The organism is Micromonospora palomenae (genome assembly GCF_007829925.1).
Taxonomy (GTDB): domain Bacteria; phylum Actinomycetota; class Actinomycetes; order Mycobacteriales; family Micromonosporaceae; genus Micromonospora; species Micromonospora purpureochromogenes.
On sequence record NZ_VIXA01000005.1, the window covers coordinates 284,127 to 300,184 of the forward strand.

Annotated in this window: 16 protein-coding genes; 10 read left to right on the forward strand and 6 right to left on the reverse strand. The window is 72.5% G+C overall.

Annotated features, from left to right (window positions below):
* Position 1: 1 nt before the first annotated feature.
* From FHX75_RS32335 to FHX75_RS28285, 4 genes are all read right to left on the reverse strand, one after another.
* A complete protein-coding gene (locus FHX75_RS32335; RefSeq protein ID WP_484213868.1) occupies positions 2–820 on the reverse strand; it encodes an MFS transporter in 819 nt (272 codons plus the stop codon).
* Positions 817–1,620 carry an MFS transporter gene (locus FHX75_RS32340; protein ID WP_484213869.1) on the reverse strand — a complete coding sequence of 268 codons (804 nt, stop codon included), beginning with the start codon at positions 1,618–1,620 and terminating at the stop codon, positions 817–819. Before FHX75_RS32340 ends, FHX75_RS32335 begins: the two co-directional genes overlap by 4 nt.
* A gap of 114 nt (positions 1,621–1,734) precedes the next feature.
* The gene (locus FHX75_RS28280; protein ID WP_246158765.1) at positions 1,735–2,172 is read right to left on the reverse strand and encodes a MarR family winged helix-turn-helix transcriptional regulator; all 438 of its coding nucleotides are present in this window, start codon (positions 2,170–2,172) and stop codon (positions 1,735–1,737) included.
* Between the two features lie 23 nt (positions 2,173–2,195).
* Positions 2,196–3,908 carry an alkaline phosphatase D family protein gene (locus FHX75_RS28285; protein ID WP_154943415.1) on the reverse strand — a complete coding sequence of 571 codons (1,713 nt, stop codon included), beginning with the start codon at positions 3,906–3,908 and terminating at the stop codon, positions 2,196–2,198.
* Between the two features lie 152 nt (positions 3,909–4,060).
* Between FHX75_RS28285 and ftsY the strand changes: the two genes are divergently transcribed.
* The 7 genes from ftsY to FHX75_RS28320 all read left to right on the forward strand — a co-directional run bounded on the left by ftsY (position 4,061) and on the right by FHX75_RS28320 (position 12,306).
* Positions 4,061–5,242, forward strand: coding sequence for a signal recognition particle-docking protein FtsY (gene ftsY, locus FHX75_RS28290; protein WP_154943416.1), 1,182 nt, complete (start codon positions 4,061–4,063; stop codon positions 5,240–5,242).
* A 7-nt stretch (positions 5,243–5,249) separates the two neighbouring features.
* On the forward strand, positions 5,250–6,113 hold the full coding sequence (locus FHX75_RS28295; RefSeq protein ID WP_179803565.1) for a phosphotransferase: 864 nt from the start codon (positions 5,250–5,252) through the stop codon (positions 6,111–6,113).
* A gap of 231 nt (positions 6,114–6,344) precedes the next feature.
* A complete protein-coding gene (locus FHX75_RS28300; protein WP_154943418.1) occupies positions 6,345–7,742 on the forward strand; it encodes an ammonium transporter in 1,398 nt (465 codons plus the stop codon).
* A 25-nt stretch (positions 7,743–7,767) separates the two neighbouring features.
* Positions 7,768–8,106, forward strand: coding sequence for a P-II family nitrogen regulator (locus FHX75_RS28305; RefSeq protein ID WP_170285500.1), 339 nt, complete (start codon positions 7,768–7,770; stop codon positions 8,104–8,106).
* Between the two features lie 8 nt (positions 8,107–8,114).
* Positions 8,115–10,433, forward strand: a complete 2,319-nt coding sequence (locus FHX75_RS28310; RefSeq protein WP_154943419.1) for a [protein-PII] uridylyltransferase — start codon at positions 8,115–8,117, stop codon at positions 10,431–10,433.
* A 95-nt stretch (positions 10,434–10,528) separates the two neighbouring features.
* Positions 10,529–11,653 (forward strand): sensor histidine kinase, encoded by a 1,125-nt coding sequence (locus FHX75_RS28315; protein ID WP_154943420.1) that lies wholly within the window; start codon positions 10,529–10,531, stop codon positions 11,651–11,653.
* A complete protein-coding gene (locus tag FHX75_RS28320) occupies positions 11,650–12,306 on the forward strand; it encodes a response regulator transcription factor (protein WP_154943421.1) in 657 nt (218 codons plus the stop codon). Before FHX75_RS28315 ends, FHX75_RS28320 begins: the two co-directional genes overlap by 4 nt.
* A 261-nt stretch (positions 12,307–12,567) precedes the next feature.
* Here the strand turns inward: FHX75_RS28320 and FHX75_RS28325 are convergent, their stop codons facing one another.
* On the reverse strand, positions 12,568–12,804 hold the full coding sequence (locus tag FHX75_RS28325) for a GntR family transcriptional regulator (RefSeq protein WP_154943422.1): 237 nt from the start codon (positions 12,802–12,804) through the stop codon (positions 12,568–12,570).
* Between the two features lie 190 nt (positions 12,805–12,994).
* Here FHX75_RS28325 and FHX75_RS28330 point away from each other — a divergent pair, with 190 nt between their 5' ends.
* Positions 12,995–13,180 (forward strand): hypothetical protein, encoded by a 186-nt coding sequence (locus tag FHX75_RS28330; protein WP_154943423.1) that lies wholly within the window; start codon positions 12,995–12,997, stop codon positions 13,178–13,180.
* 9 nt (positions 13,181–13,189) lie between these two features.
* Positions 13,190–13,318 carry a hypothetical protein gene (locus tag FHX75_RS32060; protein WP_281290848.1) on the forward strand — a complete coding sequence of 43 codons (129 nt, stop codon included), beginning with the start codon at positions 13,190–13,192 and terminating at the stop codon, positions 13,316–13,318.
* Positions 13,319–13,342: 24 nt separating this feature from the next.
* On the opposite strand, the gene FHX75_RS28335 is transcribed toward FHX75_RS32060, so the two are convergent.
* The gene (locus FHX75_RS28335) at positions 13,343–14,398 is read right to left on the reverse strand and encodes an LCP family protein (protein ID WP_154943424.1); all 1,056 of its coding nucleotides are present in this window, start codon (positions 14,396–14,398) and stop codon (positions 13,343–13,345) included.
* Between the two features lie 527 nt (positions 14,399–14,925).
* Between FHX75_RS28335 and FHX75_RS28340 the strand changes: the two genes are divergently transcribed.
* Complete coding sequence (locus tag FHX75_RS28340; protein ID WP_154943425.1) at positions 14,926–16,056, forward strand: glycosyltransferase; 1,131 nt, start codon at positions 14,926–14,928, stop codon at positions 16,054–16,056.
* The last annotated feature ends 2 nt before the right edge of the window (positions 16,057–16,058 follow it).

Consider the following 16,058-nt stretch of genomic DNA (forward strand, 5'->3'; position numbering starts at 1 on the left):
GTCACTGCCCGATGCCGGTCCGTACCACGGCGGCCCCGCCGCCGACGGCGACGGTCGACTCCCGCTCGACCTCGGCGGCGATCGGGTCGCCGGTGTGCCGGCGCAGCGGCACCTCCCGGATGAAGCAGACCGCGATCAGGGCGATCAGTCCGAACGGCGCGGCGACCAGGAAGATGTCCCCGGCGCCGTGGCCGTACGCGGACTCCACCACCAGGCGGATCGGGGCGGGCAGCGTGTGCACGTCGGGCAGGGTGCCACCGCTGCCGGAGCCGGCGGCCGGGATGCCCAGGCCGGTCAGGCCCTCGGCGATGTAGTCCTTGACCCGGTGCCCGAGCACCGCGCCGAGCGCCGAGACGCCGATCGCGCCGCCGAGGCTGCGGAAGAAGGCGACGGTCGAGCTGGCGGCGCCGAGTTCGTGCGCGCCGACGGTGTTCTGCACGGCCAGCACGAGGTTCTGCATGGTCATGCCGAGCCCGATGCCGATCAGCGCCATGTAGCCGCCGAGCAGCCAGTACGGGGTGTCGTAGCGCAGCGTGCCCATCAGCGCGAAGCCGAGGGTGAGCAGCGCCGAGCCGGCCACCAGGTACCGCTTCCAGCGGCCGGTGTTGGTGATGATCCGGCCGGTGACCGTGGAGGACACCAGCAGGCCGAGGATCATCGGCAGGGTCATCAGGCCGGACATGGTCGGGCTCTCGCCGCGGCTGATCTGGAAGTACTGGCCGAGGAAGACCGACGCGCCGAACATGCCGACGCCGACCGCGATGCTGGCGACCACGGCGAGGGTGATGGTGCGGTTGCGGAACAGGTGCGGCGGGATCATCGGCTCGCTGGCCGGTGCTCGACCCGGACGGCGAGCACCGCCAGCAGCAGCGCGCCGGCCACCATGGCCGCGGTCTGCCAGGAGAGCCAGGCGTACCGGTCGCCGGCGAGGGTGACCCAGATCAGCAGCAGCGAGACGGCGGCGGTGATCAGGGTGGCGCCCCACCAGTCGATCTTCGCGGCCCGCTTGACCACCGGCAGGTGCAGCGTCTTCTGGAGCACGACCAGCGCGAGGATGGCGAACGGCACGCCGACGTAGAAGCACCAGCGCCAGCCGAGCCAGGAGGTGTCGACGATCACGCCGCCGATCAGCGGGCCGCCGATGGTGCCGACGGCCATCACCGCGCCGAGGTAGCCGCTGTAGCGGCCCCGCTCGCGCGGCGAGATCATCGTCGCCATGATCACCTGCGCCAGCGCGGTGAGACCACCGGCGCCCACGCCCTGGAGCACCCGGCAGGCGATCAGCTGCCCGGTGGACTGCGAGAGGCCGGCCAGCACGGAGCCCAGCACGAAGATGGTCAGGGAGAGCTGGACCAGGAGCTTCTTGCTGGTCAGGTCGGCCAGCTTGCCCCAGATCGGGGTGGTCGCGGTGGTCGCCAGCAGCGTCGAGGTGACCACCCACGTGTACGCGGACTGGCCACCCTTCAGCTCGGTGATGATCCGCGGCAGCGCGTTCGAGACGACCGTCGAGGAGAGGATGGCGACGAACATGCCCAGCAGCAGGCCGGAGAGAGCCTCCAGGATCTGCCGGTGGGTCATGTCGACGGCGGTCGCCCGGGTGGGCGCTGGCGCCTGGGTCATCGTGACTGCCTCCGGTGGGAGTCGAGAGAAGGAGTTGCCTCGGGCAACCGTGCGACTTGGTTGCCTCAAGCAACAACTTGGCGGACCGGCGCCGTATTCCGCCGGGCGGTCCGGTCAGAAGGTCTCGTTGAACCGGTGCAGCAGCCGGGCGAACTCCGCCACGTCTTTCCTCGGCCAGCTCTCCATCGTCCGGCGGATCTGCCCCAGCCGGGCCGCCCGCGCCGCGTCGAAGCGCCGGGTGCCCTCCTCGGTGAGGCTGATCAGCGCCGCCCGCCGATCGTCCGGGTCCGGGTCGCGGCGCACCAGGCCGAGCCCCTCCAGGCCGTGGATCTGCCGGCTGAGCGTGCCCTTGCCGATACCGAGCCGGACGGCCAGGTCGGTCAGCCGGATCGACCCGGAGCGCCGGAGCCAGAGCAGCAGCCCGTACGCGTTCGGCTCCAGGTTCGGGTGCACCTCCCGGGCGATCTCCCAGGACAGCGCGCGACCCCGGCGCAGCAGCGCGGTCAGCTCGTCCTCCACCGCGCGCAGGGTCTCCGGCAGATGCTCTTCCACGGCACAGAGCGTACGGGTCCGGCTCAGGCCGCCGGGGTGAGCCGCTGCCGGGCGACCTCGCGCAGGTGGCCGTCGCTGGTGGTGCCCTCGATCAGCACCTCGGCCTGCCGGCCGGTGTGCGCCAGCGTGGCCACCGCGTTGCCGAAGTACGGCCCGGCCAGCTTCCGCCAGCGGACGCTCGGCCGGCGTACCCCGGCGGAGCGGGCCAGCGCCCGGGTGGCCGCGGCCGGCCCCGGCGACCAGCCGAGCTTCATCAGCGGGCGCATCCCGGCCGGCACCTGGTTGTGGATCGGGGAACAGGTCAACTGGTGCACCGGGGTACGCACCGCCGGGTCGGCGAACCGGGCCCGGGCCACGTACGAGTGGTGCACGTCGCCGGAGAGCACGCTGATCGAGGCCGGCGGGGCGTACGCCGGACCGGCGCCGACCCGCTCGCCCGGGCTGCCCGGAGCGCCGCTGCCGAGCCGGGCGAAGAGCGCGCCGAGCGCGTCGAAGGAGCGGCTGAAGGCGGCCCAGTGCTCCAGGTCACAGGCGCGGCGGATCCGCTCGGCGAGCCCGGCCAGCCACGGCCGGCGGGAGTCGGCGAGCCGCTCGTTCCACGCCTCGACGTGGTGGATCCCCGGGGGCAGTAGCCAGGGCAGCGAGGAGCCGACCACCAGGTGGTCGTAGACCCCGTGCGCCCGGTCCAGGAACCAGGACCACTCGCCGGGCGGCAGCATGGCCCGGTTGCCCGGCTGCAGCACCCGACTGCACCGGTTGTCCAGCATGACCAGGCGGGTCCGCCCCAGGTCGAGGGCGTAGCTCCACTGGTACTGCACGGCCCGCCAGCGCTCCGTGTCGTGCGCCTCGTCGGCCTCGGCGTCCACCCGCTCGCCGAACTCGCGCAGCACGATCGTGGCGTCCTCGGCGGCGACCACCTTGGCGTAGAGCGGGTCGTCGGCGATCTCGTCCGGGGAGAGGTTGCCCAGGTGCTGGTAGACCCAGTAGGAGGCGAGGCCGCTGCGGATCCGCTCGGCCCACCAGGGCTGCGTGCGCATCTCCGCCCGCCACGACGCGGAGGTGTTCCAGTCGTCGATGACCTCGTGGTCGTCGAAGATCATCACGCTCGGCACGGTGGAGAGCAGCCAGCGGATCTCCGGGTCGCGCCACGACTCCAGGTAGAGCTTGGTGTACTCGTCGAAGCTCACCACCTGGTCGGTGGGGGCGTTCTTCGGGCGCCGGCGGCGCCGCTTGAGCAGCCGCTTCACCGTGGGCGAGGTCACGTCGGCGTAGACCTGGTCGCCGAGCAGCACCAGCAGGTCGGGCAGGCCGGCCGGGTCCGGGTCGGCCATCAACCGCCGGGCGTACGCGTCGAGCGCGTCCGGGGGCAGCCGCCGGGTGGTGGCGTGCTGGGTGGTCTCCCGGCACGAGCCGAAGAGCAGCCGCACCGGCTGGTCGAGGTCGTCGGCGGCCCGGGTACGGATCACGCTGGGCGGGAAGCCGTCGCGCGGCACCGGCCAGGCGACCTCGCCGTCGACCAGCACCTCGTAGCTGGTGGCGCTGTTCGGAGTGAGCCCCTCGACGACCACGAGCGCGTAGTGGTGGTCGTACGCGGAGAAGGTCGGCGCGGAGCCGGCGGCCCCGTCGGCCGTGCGGACGGTGACCACGGCGGGCGCGCTGGTCTCGACCCAGACGGTGGCCCGCGTGCCGACCACCCGCCGCAGCAGGGGGCCGATGAGCAGGCATGGGGCGGGCATGGCGGGACCTCCGAGGTGAGCGGACTTCATCTTTACTACCCCGCCGGCGGTCGCACCACTGCTGGCTGTGGCCGAGCCTACCGCCGGAGCCGGCCGACGCCACGGGGTGCGGTCGATGAGACGCCGCCGCCGCCATCTGACAGGATTTCGGCATGACGGAATACCTCCTCGTCGCGCTCGCCCTGCTCGCGGTGCTGATCCTCGGCGGCCTCAGCCTGGTGGTGCCCCGGCTGCGCCGGCGCCCCGAGCCGCCGCTGCCGAAGACCGAGGTCGACACCCGGGCCGAGGAGGACCTGGCGGGTCCGCCCGTCCAGGCACCCGAGGCCGAACTCTCCACCGGCATCCTGGTCGAGCCGCCGGTGATCGAGGCGCCCGCGCTGGAGGTGCCCGAGCCGACCGCCGGCCGGCTGGTCCGGCTGCGCTCCCGGCTGTCCCGCTCGCAGAACGCCTTCGGCAAGGGCCTGCTCGGCCTGCTCAGCCGCGACCACCTCGACGAGGACACCTGGGAGGAGATCGAGGACAGCCTGATCACCGCCGACGTCGGCATCGACGCCACCCGGGAGATCGTCGACCGGCTCCGCGAGCGGACCCGGGTGCTCGGCACCCGCTCGGCCAACGAGCTGCGCGCGCTGCTCGCCGCCGAGCTGGTCAACGCCCTCGACCCGACCCTGGACCGCGCCCTGCGGACCGCCCCCAAGGACGGCCGGCCGGCGGTGCTGATGGTGGTCGGCGTCAACGGCGCGGGCAAGACCACCACCTGCGGCAAGATCGCTCGGGTGCTGATCGCCGACGGCCGGACGGTCACCCTCGGCGCGGCCGACACCTTCCGGGCCGCCGCCGCCGACCAGCTGGAGACCTGGGGCAGCCGGGTGGGCGCCATCACCGTTCGCGGCGCGGAGCGCGCCGACCCGGCCAGTGTCGCCTTCGACGCCGTCCGCGAGGGCATCGAGGCCGGCACCGACACCGTCCTGATCGACACCGCCGGTCGCCTGCAGAACAAGATCGGCCTGATGGACGAGTTGGGCAAGGTCAAGCGGGTGGTGGAGAAGCACGGGCCGATCGACGAGACACTGCTCGTCCTGGACGCCACCACCGGCCAGAACGGCCTGGAGCAGGCCCGGGTCTTCACCGAGGTGGTCAACGTGACCGGGGTGGTGCTGAGCAAGCTCGACGGCACCGCCAAGGGCGGCATCGTGATCGCCGTGCAGCGCAAGCTCGGCATCCCGGTCAAGCTGGTCGGGCTGGGCGAGGGCGCGGACGACCTGGCTCCGTTCGACCCGGCGCAGTTCGTCGACGCGCTGCTCGGCACCGAGCCGCTCGCCCGGGACGCGTAATCTCGCAGTGACGACTGACGATCGCGCGTTCGCCGGGTGGCGTGACCCTCGCCACGCGCCGCCGGCCCTGGGGAGACCGTACGTGACCTCGCAGGAGATCCCGCTGCACGGCGGGAACGTGAGCACCGTGGTCCGGGTCGGCGACACCGTCCGGCGCAACGCCGGACCGTGGACGCCCTCGGTGCACGCCCTGCTGCGCCACCTGGAGTACGTCGGGTTCACCGGCGCGCCCCGCGCGCTCGGCATGGACGAGCGCAACCGGGAGGTCCTGTCGTACCTGGAGGGGGAGTGCGGGGAGTACCCGCTGGCCCCGCACTGGGTCACCGACGAGGCGCTGGTGACGGTGGCGACCATGCTGCGGATGTTCCACGACGCGCAGTACGGCTTCGCCCCGCCGCCCGGCGCGGTCTGGCGGTCGTTCGGCCCGCCCCCGCCGGACACCGAGGTCATCTGCCACCACGACGCCGCCCCGCACAACGTCATCTGGCGGCCGGACGGCACCCTCGGGCTGATCGACTTCGACCTCGCCTCGCCCGGCGCCCGGATCTACGACGTGGCGTACGCGGCCTGGACCTGGGTGCCGATCTTCTCCGACCGGGACTCGATCACCCTCGGCTGGAAGCACCCGGACCGGCCGCGCCGGCTGCGGCTCTTCGCCGACGCGTACGGGCTGATCCCGCGCGACCGGCACCGGCTGATCCGGACCATCCGCAAGCGGATCGTCGACCACGTCGAGGGCATCCGCCGGATGGCGGCGGCCGGCGAGCCGGCGTTCGTGCGGATCGTGCACAAGGGCCACCTGCGCCGCCCGATGCGCGACCTGCGGCTGCTCGACTACGAGCGGCACGCACTGGAGTACGCCCTGCGCTGACCCCTGTCGAAAACGACGAGAGTGGCCGTTGCGTGCGCGACGGCCACTCTCGTCGTTTCCGGGGCCATGATCGACGTTCTTCACACGCCCGAAACAACCCGTCACGCGTCGGAAATCGAGCGGTGTCGGTTGAGGAAACAGGCGGCGGCGAAGCTTCCCGCCAACCGGCTGACGGGCGATGCTGCCAGGTTCCAGTCGGATGGGAGGACTTCCACACCGAGAGGAGGCAGCGTGGAGATCAACACCGGCAACACCGCCTGGTTGCTCCTGTCGTCTGCGCTCGTGCTGCTCATGACGCCGGGGCTGGCCCTGTTCTACGGGGGGCTCAACCGGTCCAAGGGCGTACTCAACATGATGATGATGAGCTTCTCCGCGATCGGGCTCATCTCCGTTCTCTGGGTCATCTACGGCTTCACCCTCGCGTTCGGCACCAACGACAACGCGGGCGTCAACAACGTGATCGGCAGCTTCACCCAGTACCTCGGCACCGAGACCAGCTTCATCGGCGAGGAGTGGCTCTTCCTCGGCGCGGGGACCGGCATCCCCACGTACGTCTTCCTGGTCTTCCAGATGATGTTCGCCGTCATCACGGTGGCCCTGATCAGCGGCGCGGTCTCCGACCGGCTGAAGTTCTCCGGGTGGCTGCTGTTCGCCTTCGCCTGGTTCACGCTGGTCTACATCCCGGTCGCGCACTGGGTGTGGGGTGGCGGCTTCATCGGTGCCAAGATCAAGGCACTGGACTTCGCCGGTGGCACCGCGGTTCACATCAACGCCGGCGCCGCCGCGCTCGGCCTGGTGCTGGTGCTCGGCAAGCGGCTCGGCTGGCCCCGGGAGAGCTTCAAGCCGCACAACGTCCCGCTGGTCGCGCTCGGTGCCGGCCTGCTCTGGTTCGGCTGGTTCGGCTTCAACGCCGGCTCCGAGCTGACCGTCGACGGCACCACCGCGGTGGCCTTCGTCAACACCCAGGTCGCCACGGCCGCCGGCCTGGTCGGCTGGATCATCGTCGAGTGGCTGCGCAACGGGAAGCCGACCCTGGTCGGCGCCTCCTCCGGCGCCGTCGCCGGCCTGGTCGCCATCACCCCGGCCTGCGGCTTCATCGCCCCGCTGCCGGCGGTGCTGCTCGGCCTCGTCGCCGGCGCGGTCTGCGCGGTGGCCGTCGGCCTGAAGTACAAGCTCGGCTTCGACGACTCGCTCGACGTGGTCGGCGTGCACTTCGTCGCCGGCTGGATCGGCTCGCTCTCCATCGGCTTCTTCGCCACCCTCCAGGTCAACTCCGCCATCGAGGGCCTGGGCGGCAGCGAGGGCCTGTTCTACGGCGGCGGGCTGACCCAGCTCGGTCGTCAGGCGCTGGGCAGCGGCATCGTCTCGGTCTACTCCTTCGCGGTGGCCGTGGTGATCGCGCTCGCCGTCAAGGCGCTGATCGGGCTCCGCTCCGACGCCGAGGACGAGGTCGCCGGCATCGACGTGGCGGAGCACGCGGAGAGCGCGTACGACCAGTCGCCGACCACCGGCAGCGCCGGCGGTGGGGCGTTCGCGCTGGCCGGGCTGACCCCGGGCGCCGCGAAGCCGGCCTCGGACTCCGGCGGCGAACCGGCCACCGAGCCGGTCAGCGAGAAGGTCGCCGGTTAACGTTCCTGGGATGGAGGGGTTGGACATGAAGCTGGTGACCGCGGTCATCAAGCCGTACCAGCTGGACGCGGTGAAGGAGGCCCTGCACGCCCTCGGCGTGGCCGGCCTGACCGTCAGCGAGGTCCAGGGGTACGGGCGGCAGAAGGGGCACACCGAGGTCTACCGGGGTGCCGAGTACACGGTCGAGTTCCTGCCCAAGATCCGGGTCGAGGTGCTCACCGACGAGATGGACGTCGACAAGATCGTGGACGCGATCGTCGCCGCCGCCCGGACCGGCAAGATCGGCGACGGCAAGGTCTGGGTCACCGGGGTCGAGGAGGTCGTCCGGGTCCGTACCGGCGAACGCGGCCTCGACGCCCTCTAGGAGCCACCATGACCTCGTTGATCAAGAGGAATGCGTCAGGAAACACCGACCACGGTGACGCAAACCTCTTGATCAACGAGGTCGGTGGCATCGGGGAGGCGGCGCGGCGGGAGCGGGCGGCGGGGTTCGACGCCTGGCTGGGGTCGTTGGTGCCGGAGCGGGAGGGGATCGCGCTGGTCGCGGTCGGCGGGCTGGGGCGGCGGCAGTGCGCGCCGCACGGCGACCTCGACCTGGTGCTGCTGCACGCCGGGGTGCCCGGCGTCGACGAGCTCGCCGCGTCGCTGTGGTACCCCATCTGGGACGCCGGCGTGCGGCTCGACCACTCGGTGCGCACCCTCGCCGAGGCGCTCTCGGTGGCCCAGGACGACGTCAAGGTCGCCCTCGCGCTGCTCGACGCGCGCTTCGTCGCCGGCGACCGGGCGCTCGCCGACACGCTCATCCGCACCGCCGCCGACCACTGGCGGCGGACCGCCGTCCGCCGGCTCCCCGCCCTGCGGGAGATCACCGAGAGTCGCTGGCGTACCCATGGCGAGCTGGCCTTCCTGCTCGAGGGCGACCTCAAGGAGGCCGCCGGCGGGCTGCGCGACGTGGGCCTGCTGCGGGCCATCGCCACCGCCGGCATCACCGACGCGCTGCGCCCCGCCGTCCGGGCCGCGCACCTGCGCCTGCTGGACACCCGCGACGCCCTGCACCAGCAGGTCGGCCGCCGGGTCGACCGGCTCGTCGCGCAGGAGCGCGACGGCGTGGCCGGCCTGCTCGGCCTGCGACAGTCCCCGCCCGGCGGCTCCGACGACGCGCACCAGTCCGCCCCCGTGGCCAGCGACGGTGACGTGCTGCTGCGCCGGGTCGCCGGGGACGCCCGCACGGTCAGCCACGCCCTCGACGACGCCTGGCGCGCCGCCGACCGGTTGCGCTCCGGCCGCCGCCGGGGCGGCGACGGCCGCCCGGTGCGCCGGCCCGTCGCCCGGGACGTCGTCGAGCACGACGGGGAACTGGTGCTGGCCCGCACCGCCATCGGCGCCCGCCCCGACCCGAGCCTGTCGCTGCGGATCGCCGCCGCCGCGGCCACCACCCGGCTGCCGATCGCCCGGGCCACCTGCGAATGGCTGGCCGCATACTGCCCGCCGCTGCCCGCGCCCTGGCCGCCGGCCGCCCGCGCCGCGCTGATCACCCTGCTCGGGGCCGGTCCCGGTCTGGTGCCCGCCTGGGAGACCTGCGACCGGTACGGCCTGATCGACGGCTGGCTGCCGGAGTGGCCCCGGCTGCGCAGCCTGCCCCAGCACAACCCGGTGCACCGGTTCACCCTCGACCGGCATCTGGTGCAGACCGCGTACGAGGCGAGCCGGCACACCCGCGACGTGGACCGCCCCGACCTGCTGCTGCTCGGCGCGTTCCTGCACGACATCGGCAAGGGGCTGCCCGGCGACCACAGCACCGTGGGGGCACCGGTGGCCGAGGCGGTGGCCGCCCGGATCGGCCTGCCCGCGCCCGAGGCGGCGCTGATCGGCACGCTGGTCCGGCTGCACCTGCTCCTGCCCGACGTTGCCACCCGGCGGGACCTCGACGACCCGGTGACCATCGCCGGGGTCGCCGAGCGGGTCGGCGACACCACCACGCTGGACCTGCTGCACGCCCTGGTCCGCGCCGACGCGGCGGCCACCGGGCCGGCCGCCTGGTCGGACTGGAAGGGGCGGCTGGTCGCCGAACTGGTGGCCCGGGTGCGTACCGCGCTGGACACCGGCGCCCTGCCCGCGCCCCCGGCCCCCGACCCGGCGCTGGTGGCGGGGCCGCTGCCGGTCGTACACCTGACGGAGGACCGGGTGTCGGTGGCCGCGGCGGACCGGCGCGGCCTGCTCGCGACGGTGGCCGGCTGCCTGGCCCTGCACCGGCTGGAGGTGCTGGCTGCGGACGCCTCCACGGTCGACGGCCGGGCCCTGGTCGAGTGCCGGGTGCAGCCCCGCTACGGGCTCGCGCCGGACCCGATCGCGCTCAGCGCCGACCTGCGTCGCGCCGTCAACGGGGACGTCTCCGTCACCCAGCGGCTGCGCGGCCGGGCTCTCGCGGCGCGGGGGGAGGGGGCCGCGCCGCGAGTGGTCTGGCACCGGGAGGCGGCCACCGACGCGGTGCTGCTGGAGCTGCGCGCCGCCGACGCCGCCGGGCTGCTCTACCGGGTGACCTGCGCCCTCGACGAGGCCGGCGCCCAGGTCCGCGCGGCCCGGATCTCCACCCTCGGCGGCGACGTGGTGGACGCGTTCTACCTGGTCGGCGGCTGGCCCTCCGACGCCGACCGGGCCCGGCTCGAAGCCGCCGTGCTGGCCGCCGTCTGACCCGACCGCCGACCGCCGGATACGTCCGGCGGCGTAGCCGCGGTGCCGCGCGCGGGCGAACGACGCCCGCCCGCACCGGGGGCAGAATGACCGGCATGCGCCTGCGGGAACACTCCGGCGGCCGTCGCCAGGAGGCGGCGGCCGACCTGGCGCTGGCCGTGGTCCTGCTGCTGCTCGGCCTGCTCGCCACCGGCCCGGCCGGCCGCAACCAGCCCGGCACCACGCCGGTCGACGCCGGCTGCCTGGCCCTGGTCACGGTCGCCACCCTCGCGCTGACCGGGCGCCGCCTCGCCCCCCGCGCCACCCTCGCCGTGGTCACCGTCGCCGTCTCCAGCTACCTGGTGCTCGGCTACCCGTACGGGCCGGTGCTGCTGACCTTCCTGGTCGCCGTCTACACGGTGGCGGTCCGGCTGCCGATCCGGCCGGCCGCCGTCGCCGCGGCGGCGGCGCTCGCGGTGATCCTGGTGCACGTCTTCTGGTCCCGGGGCGCCTCGCCCGGCCTGCCCGGAGTGCTGCCCGGATCGGCCTGGGTCGTCGTACCGTTCGCGCTGGGGGTGGCGGTGCGGACCAACCGCGAGACCGTCGCCCGGGCGCGGGCCGAGCAGGCCCGCCGGCAGGCCGACGAGGAGCGGCTGCGGATCGCCCAGGAGGTGCACGACGTGGTGGGGCACGGGCTCGCGGCGATCAGCATGCAGGCCGACATCGCGCTGCACCTGATGCCCAAGCGGCCCGAGCAGGCCGAGGCGGCGCTGACCGCGATCAGCCGGACCAGCCGGGAGGCCCTGGACGAGCTGCGGGTCACCCTCGGGGCGGTCCGGCGCGGCACCGAGCGGGGGCCGGTGCCGGGGCTGGCCCGGCTCGACGCCCTGCGGGAGCGGTTGGCCGGGGCGGGCCTCGCCGTCGACCTGCGGGTGACCGGCGAGCCACGGCCGCTGCCCGGCGCGGTGGACCTGGCCGCGTACCGGGTGGTGCAGGAGGCGCTGACCAACGTGCTGCGGCACGCCCGGGTCGCCGCCGCGCGGGTGCGGGTCGACTACGGCCGGGAGGAGCTGGTGGTGGAGGTGACCGACCGGGGCGTGGGCGCGCCCGGCGCGGCGGGACACGGGCTGGCCGGGATGCGCGAGCGGGTCACCGCGCTGGGCGGCTCGCTGACCGCCGGCCCCGGCCCCGACGGCGGCTTCCGGGTGTCCGCCCGGCTGCCGGTGGAGGCGCGGCGGTGATCCGGGTGGTGGTCGCCGACGACCAGGACCTCGTCCGGATCGGGCTGCGCGCGCTGATCGAGAGCGAGGACGACCTCACCCTGGCCGGCGAGGCCGCCGACGGGCTGCGGGCGGTGGAGCTGGCCCGCCAGGTACGCCCCGACGTGGTGCTGATGGACGTCCGGATGCCCGGCGTGGACGGCATCGAGGCCACCCGCCGGATCGTCGCCGACCCGCAGCTGGCCGGTACCCGGGTGATCGTGCTGACCACCTTCGAGCTGGACGAGTACGTCTTCGACGCGCTGCGGCACGGGGCGAGCGGCTTCCTGACCAAGGACACCCCGCCGGCCGAGCTGCTGCGGGCGGTGCGCCTCGTCGCCGAGGGGGAGGCGCTGCTCTCGCCGTCGGTGACCCGGCGGGTGGTGCGGGAGTTCGCCACCCGGCCGGCCCGGGTGCCCCGCCCGCACCCCCGGCTGGACGCCCTCACCGAGCGGGAGCGGGAGGTGGTGGGGCTGGTCGGGGAGGGGCTCAGCAACGCCGAGATCGCCGACCGGCTGGTGGTGAGTCCGGCCACCGCGCGTACCCATGTCAGCCGGGCGATGGTGAAGCTGGGCGCCCGGGATCGGGCCCAGTTGGTGGTCTTCGCGTACCAGTCGGGGTTGGTCTCGGGCTAGCTGTACTGCCCGCCAGGCGTCCGGCGCCGACGGCGGGTAACGCCAACTCCTGCAGGTAGAGGGATCTGGCCTCGGCTGCCGTCACCAACACCTCGTCTACTCGGCTACTCGAGGAGGCGGCCAGGCGGAGCCGTGAGCGCGCCGCTCGGGTCCTGGGCGGGCTGGAGCGGAACACGGCCAAGGAGGGCAGGAGCAAGGCGCTTGCGGCTGCCTGAACCACCCCGGGCGAAGCGGCTCGGACCCCGTGAGGGTCCGGGCCTTTCAGCTCTCCGGCTGCCCGACGTACGTCCCGCGCTGCGGCACGGTGTAGACCAACCCGCGCTCGCGCAGCAAGGCCACCGCTCGCCGTGCCGTGCCCCGTGCGATGCCGTACTCCTGAACGATCGTGGACTCGCTCGGGATGGGCCGGTGGGGCGCAAGCTCGCCGCTGGAGATCCGAGCGGCCAGGAGATCCGCTACCTGCCGATAGACGGGCACGGGGCCGTCGGGATCGATCATGAGGCGACGTTAGCCAACCAGGAACGACTCGGATTCTTTAGCTACGTTCCTAGACGTCCATGCTCGTACAAGCCTACGATCCGTGGCAGAGCCCGAGACAGATGGTTCTTGCGGGCGCGGTGAGCGGTCCGGGTACTTGATCGGGGATCGGTGCCCGGACCTGCCCGTTTTCGGAGGTGGAGCGGTGCCCATGGACGACGGACCGATCACGCCGGCCCTGGTGCTCTGGACGGCCAAGCGGGTGATCACGGCGCACCGGGAGCAGCCGAGCGAGCACCGGGCCACGGGGGGCTGCGGGCAGTGCCGGGACGACGGGTGCGACATGCTGACGTGGGCCCGGGGCGTGGTGCGGGAGCACCGGCGTGACATCGGTTAGGGCGTCGGTGTGTGGGAACGGAAGGGCGGCGTGGAGCGGGACCGGCCCGGCTGGCGGGTGGGCGTCGCCGACGCCTCCCTCGCCGTGGCACTGCTCGCCTTCGGGCTGGCAGTCACCGTGGGTGCCGCGGACGGCTAGGCGCCTCTCTTCATGCGGCGAGGGTCAGCGACCGGGCGCCTTCTGCGGGTGGGCGGCGAGCCACTCCTGAATGGTGTCGTCACGCACCGCGGCGAACATCTCCTTCGCCTTGGCGTCGTCGAGCTTGACCGCCGATCCGGCGTGCGTCTTCAGGTTGGCGCTGGTGTACGGGACCGTGGCGAACTTGATGTTCGCGGGCTTGATGCCCTTGGCGGTGAGCGCCAGTTCCTTCAGGTCGAGGTTCTTGTCGATGGTCAGCGACTCGGCGGCCGTCAGCAGGAGTTCGTCCAGCTTCAACGGGTTGGTCAGCATGCCCTCGGCGGAGGCCTTCTCTGCGATGGCCTTGACGACCAGCTGCTGGTCGTGGATGCGTCCGAAGTCGCCGCCGGGCACGTTCTTGCGCTGGCGCATGAACTCCTCCGCCTCCGTCCCGTCGAGCTGGTGGCAACCCTTCTCCCAGACCTTCTCCGAGAAGGTCGACCGGACCGTGTACGGGATGCAGACCCGGACGCCGTCGACCGCGTCGACCATCTCGTTGATGCTGGCGAAGTTGGCGATCAGCGCACCGTCGAGCCGCACGCCGGTCAGCTTCGTGATGGTCTTCGCCGCGTGCGGCGCGCCGCCGAAGGCGAACGCGGCGTTGAGCTTGTTCATGCCACCGTTCCAGCCCTCCGCGGGAGGCACGTTGACGTAGCTGTCGCGGGGAATGGAGATGATGGTGGCGCGGTCCAGGTTCTTGCTGAGGTGCACCAGCATGATGGTGTCCGACCGCTGCCCCGCATAGCTTCCCTCGTCGGCCTCGCCCTCCCGCGAGTCGGAGCCGAGGAGCAGCAGGTTGAGCGGGCCGCTCTTCCAGCGCTGCTCGTCCTTGGGCTCGGCCGCCCCGCCGAGGAGGTCCTCCTGCTTGGCCTTGCCCTCGTAGCGGTTGACCAGGGCGAACGCTCCGACGCCGCCACACGCCCCGGCCACGAGCAGCACGGCGAGCAGGACGATCAGGGTCTTCTGCCAGCGCTTCAACGCGCGGAATCCCTTGGCCCGAGGAGGCTCGGGCGGGGTGGCTGCGGTCGACGCGTAGTACATCTGATCCTCAATGTGCTGCTGGGTGAAGCTTTTGATCCAACCGGCAATTACCGGTCTTCTCAAGCGCGGAGCCCAGTGGTGACCAGCACATTGGGCATGAACGGCTGATGGGCCGGCGCAGGAAGGGCCGAACGCTTTTTCTATTCAGCCGATCGGGCCATGGGCGTGGCGCTCGCCGAAGCCAATTAGAAACCCCATAAAAGCAGGTAAAACGGGCAGCAGATGTCCCTTTATGTCCCTGTATGTGCCTTACGCGGCCCCGATGTAACGCTTTACGGCGGTTGACATGCGTATCGCGATGAGATGTATTGGCCCGCGTTCGCAGGCGGTGATGATCACTGCCGCACGCCTCCGCGCATGGACTCTGCCGTGCCCCAAGGCGTGCCTCCAGACCGCCGAAACCGGAGGTGCCGGGTGAATTCCGCCACGCCACATGAGGGGACCGTCATCCCTTCCGCCCACTTTGGCGGGATGACGTCCGCAACGCTGGGCGGAGCCGGCACGGCAACGAGAACCGGCAAGCGCTCATGACGACGAACGCCCTGCCACATCAGGGGCTTCCGACCCCCACGGCGCTCGCCGGCAAGTCCGTCGCCCTCGTCCACGAGTGGTTCAGTGCGACGGGCGGCTCGGAGCAGGTCTACCTCCGCATGGCCGAGGTCGTTCCGCATGCCCGGCGGTTCGTGCTCTGGAAGGAGCACGACGTGGCTGAGGGTGGCGAGGACATGCAGGAGTCGTGGATGTCCCGGACCCCGCTGCGGCGGAGCAAGGCCCTCGCACTGCCGGTCATGCCGCTCACCTGGCGCACTCTCACGCGTGAGAGGTACGACGTGGTCATCTCGTCCAGCCACGCCTTCGCGCACACGGTCAAGCTGGGCGACTCGCTGGGGACTCGCTACCTGAGCTACGTGCACTCCCCGGCCCGGTACGTCTGGAGCCCGGAGCTGGACCAGCGCGGAGCGCAAGCGCTTCTCGCTCCAATGCGCCGAGTCCTGCAGGCGAGCGACCGGCGCCTGAGCCGTCACGTGCACAGTTACGCGGCGAACTCCCGTGAGGTCCAGGGCCGGATTCGCCGCTACTGGGGCCGGGAGGCGCGCGTCATCAATCCTCCCGTCGACGTCGACTACTTCGCCGACGCCCCGGAGGCCGTCAAGCAACAGGGGCGCGGCTACCTGCTCGGCGTCGGGCGGTGGATCAGCTACAAGCGATTCGATCTCATGCTGGAGATCGCGGCCGAAGTCCGGCTTCCCCTGGTTCTGGCCGGCTCGGGGCCGGAGGAGGCGGCGCTTCGCCGCCGGGCGGAGCGGCTGGATGTTCCGGTCACCTTCGAGATCCGGCCCACCAACGAACGACTGCGGGAGCTCTACTGGGGTGCCCTGTGCCTGCTCTATCCGGGGCACGAGGACTTTGGGATGATTCCGGTCGAAGCGCAGGCCTGTGGCACGCCGGTGGTCGGCCTCGCCCGCGGCGGGCTCCTCGAGACGGTGGAAGATGGCCAGACCGGTTATCTTGTCGATGGGTTCGAGCCGTCGGCCTATGCCGCGCGGGTACGCCGGGTGGCCGAGCTGTCCACCGAGACGGTTCTCGCCAACGCACAACGCTTTTCCGTGAGCGCCTTCCAGTCAAGTCTGGCGTCCTGGATCGCCGATAACGCCTGAAG

Bases quoted from the DNA above. Each gene is read 5' to 3' on its own strand.
- FHX75_RS28325 (WP_154943422.1), bottom strand. From the start codon at position 12,804: ATGATCGATCCCGACGGCCCCGTGCCCGTCTATCGGCAGGTAGCGGAT.
- FHX75_RS32340 (WP_484213869.1), bottom strand. From the start codon at position 1,620: ATGACCCAGGCGCCAGCGCCCACCCGGGCGACCGCCGTCGACATGACC.
- FHX75_RS28330 (WP_154943423.1), top strand. From the start codon at position 12,995: ATGGACGACGGACCGATCACGCCGGCCCTGGTGCTCTGGACGGCCAAG.
- FHX75_RS28335 (WP_154943424.1), bottom strand. From the start codon at position 14,398: ATGTACTACGCGTCGACCGCAGCCACCCCGCCCGAGCCTCCTCGGGCC.
- ftsY (WP_154943416.1), top strand. From the start codon at position 4,061: ATGACGGAATACCTCCTCGTCGCGCTCGCCCTGCTCGCGGTGCTGATC.
- FHX75_RS28285 (WP_154943415.1), bottom strand. From the start codon at position 3,908: ATGCCCGCCCCATGCCTGCTCATCGGCCCCCTGCTGCGGCGGGTGGTC.
- FHX75_RS28315 (WP_154943420.1), top strand. From the start codon at position 10,529: ATGCGCCTGCGGGAACACTCCGGCGGCCGTCGCCAGGAGGCGGCGGCC.
- FHX75_RS28310 (WP_154943419.1), top strand. From the start codon at position 8,115: ATGACCTCGTTGATCAAGAGGAATGCGTCAGGAAACACCGACCACGGT.
- FHX75_RS32335 (WP_484213868.1), bottom strand. From the start codon at position 820: ATGATCCCGCCGCACCTGTTCCGCAACCGCACCATCACCCTCGCCGTG.
- FHX75_RS28340 (WP_154943425.1), top strand. From the start codon at position 14,926: ATGACGACGAACGCCCTGCCACATCAGGGGCTTCCGACCCCCACGGCG.
- FHX75_RS28305 (WP_170285500.1), top strand. From the start codon at position 7,768: ATGAAGCTGGTGACCGCGGTCATCAAGCCGTACCAGCTGGACGCGGTG.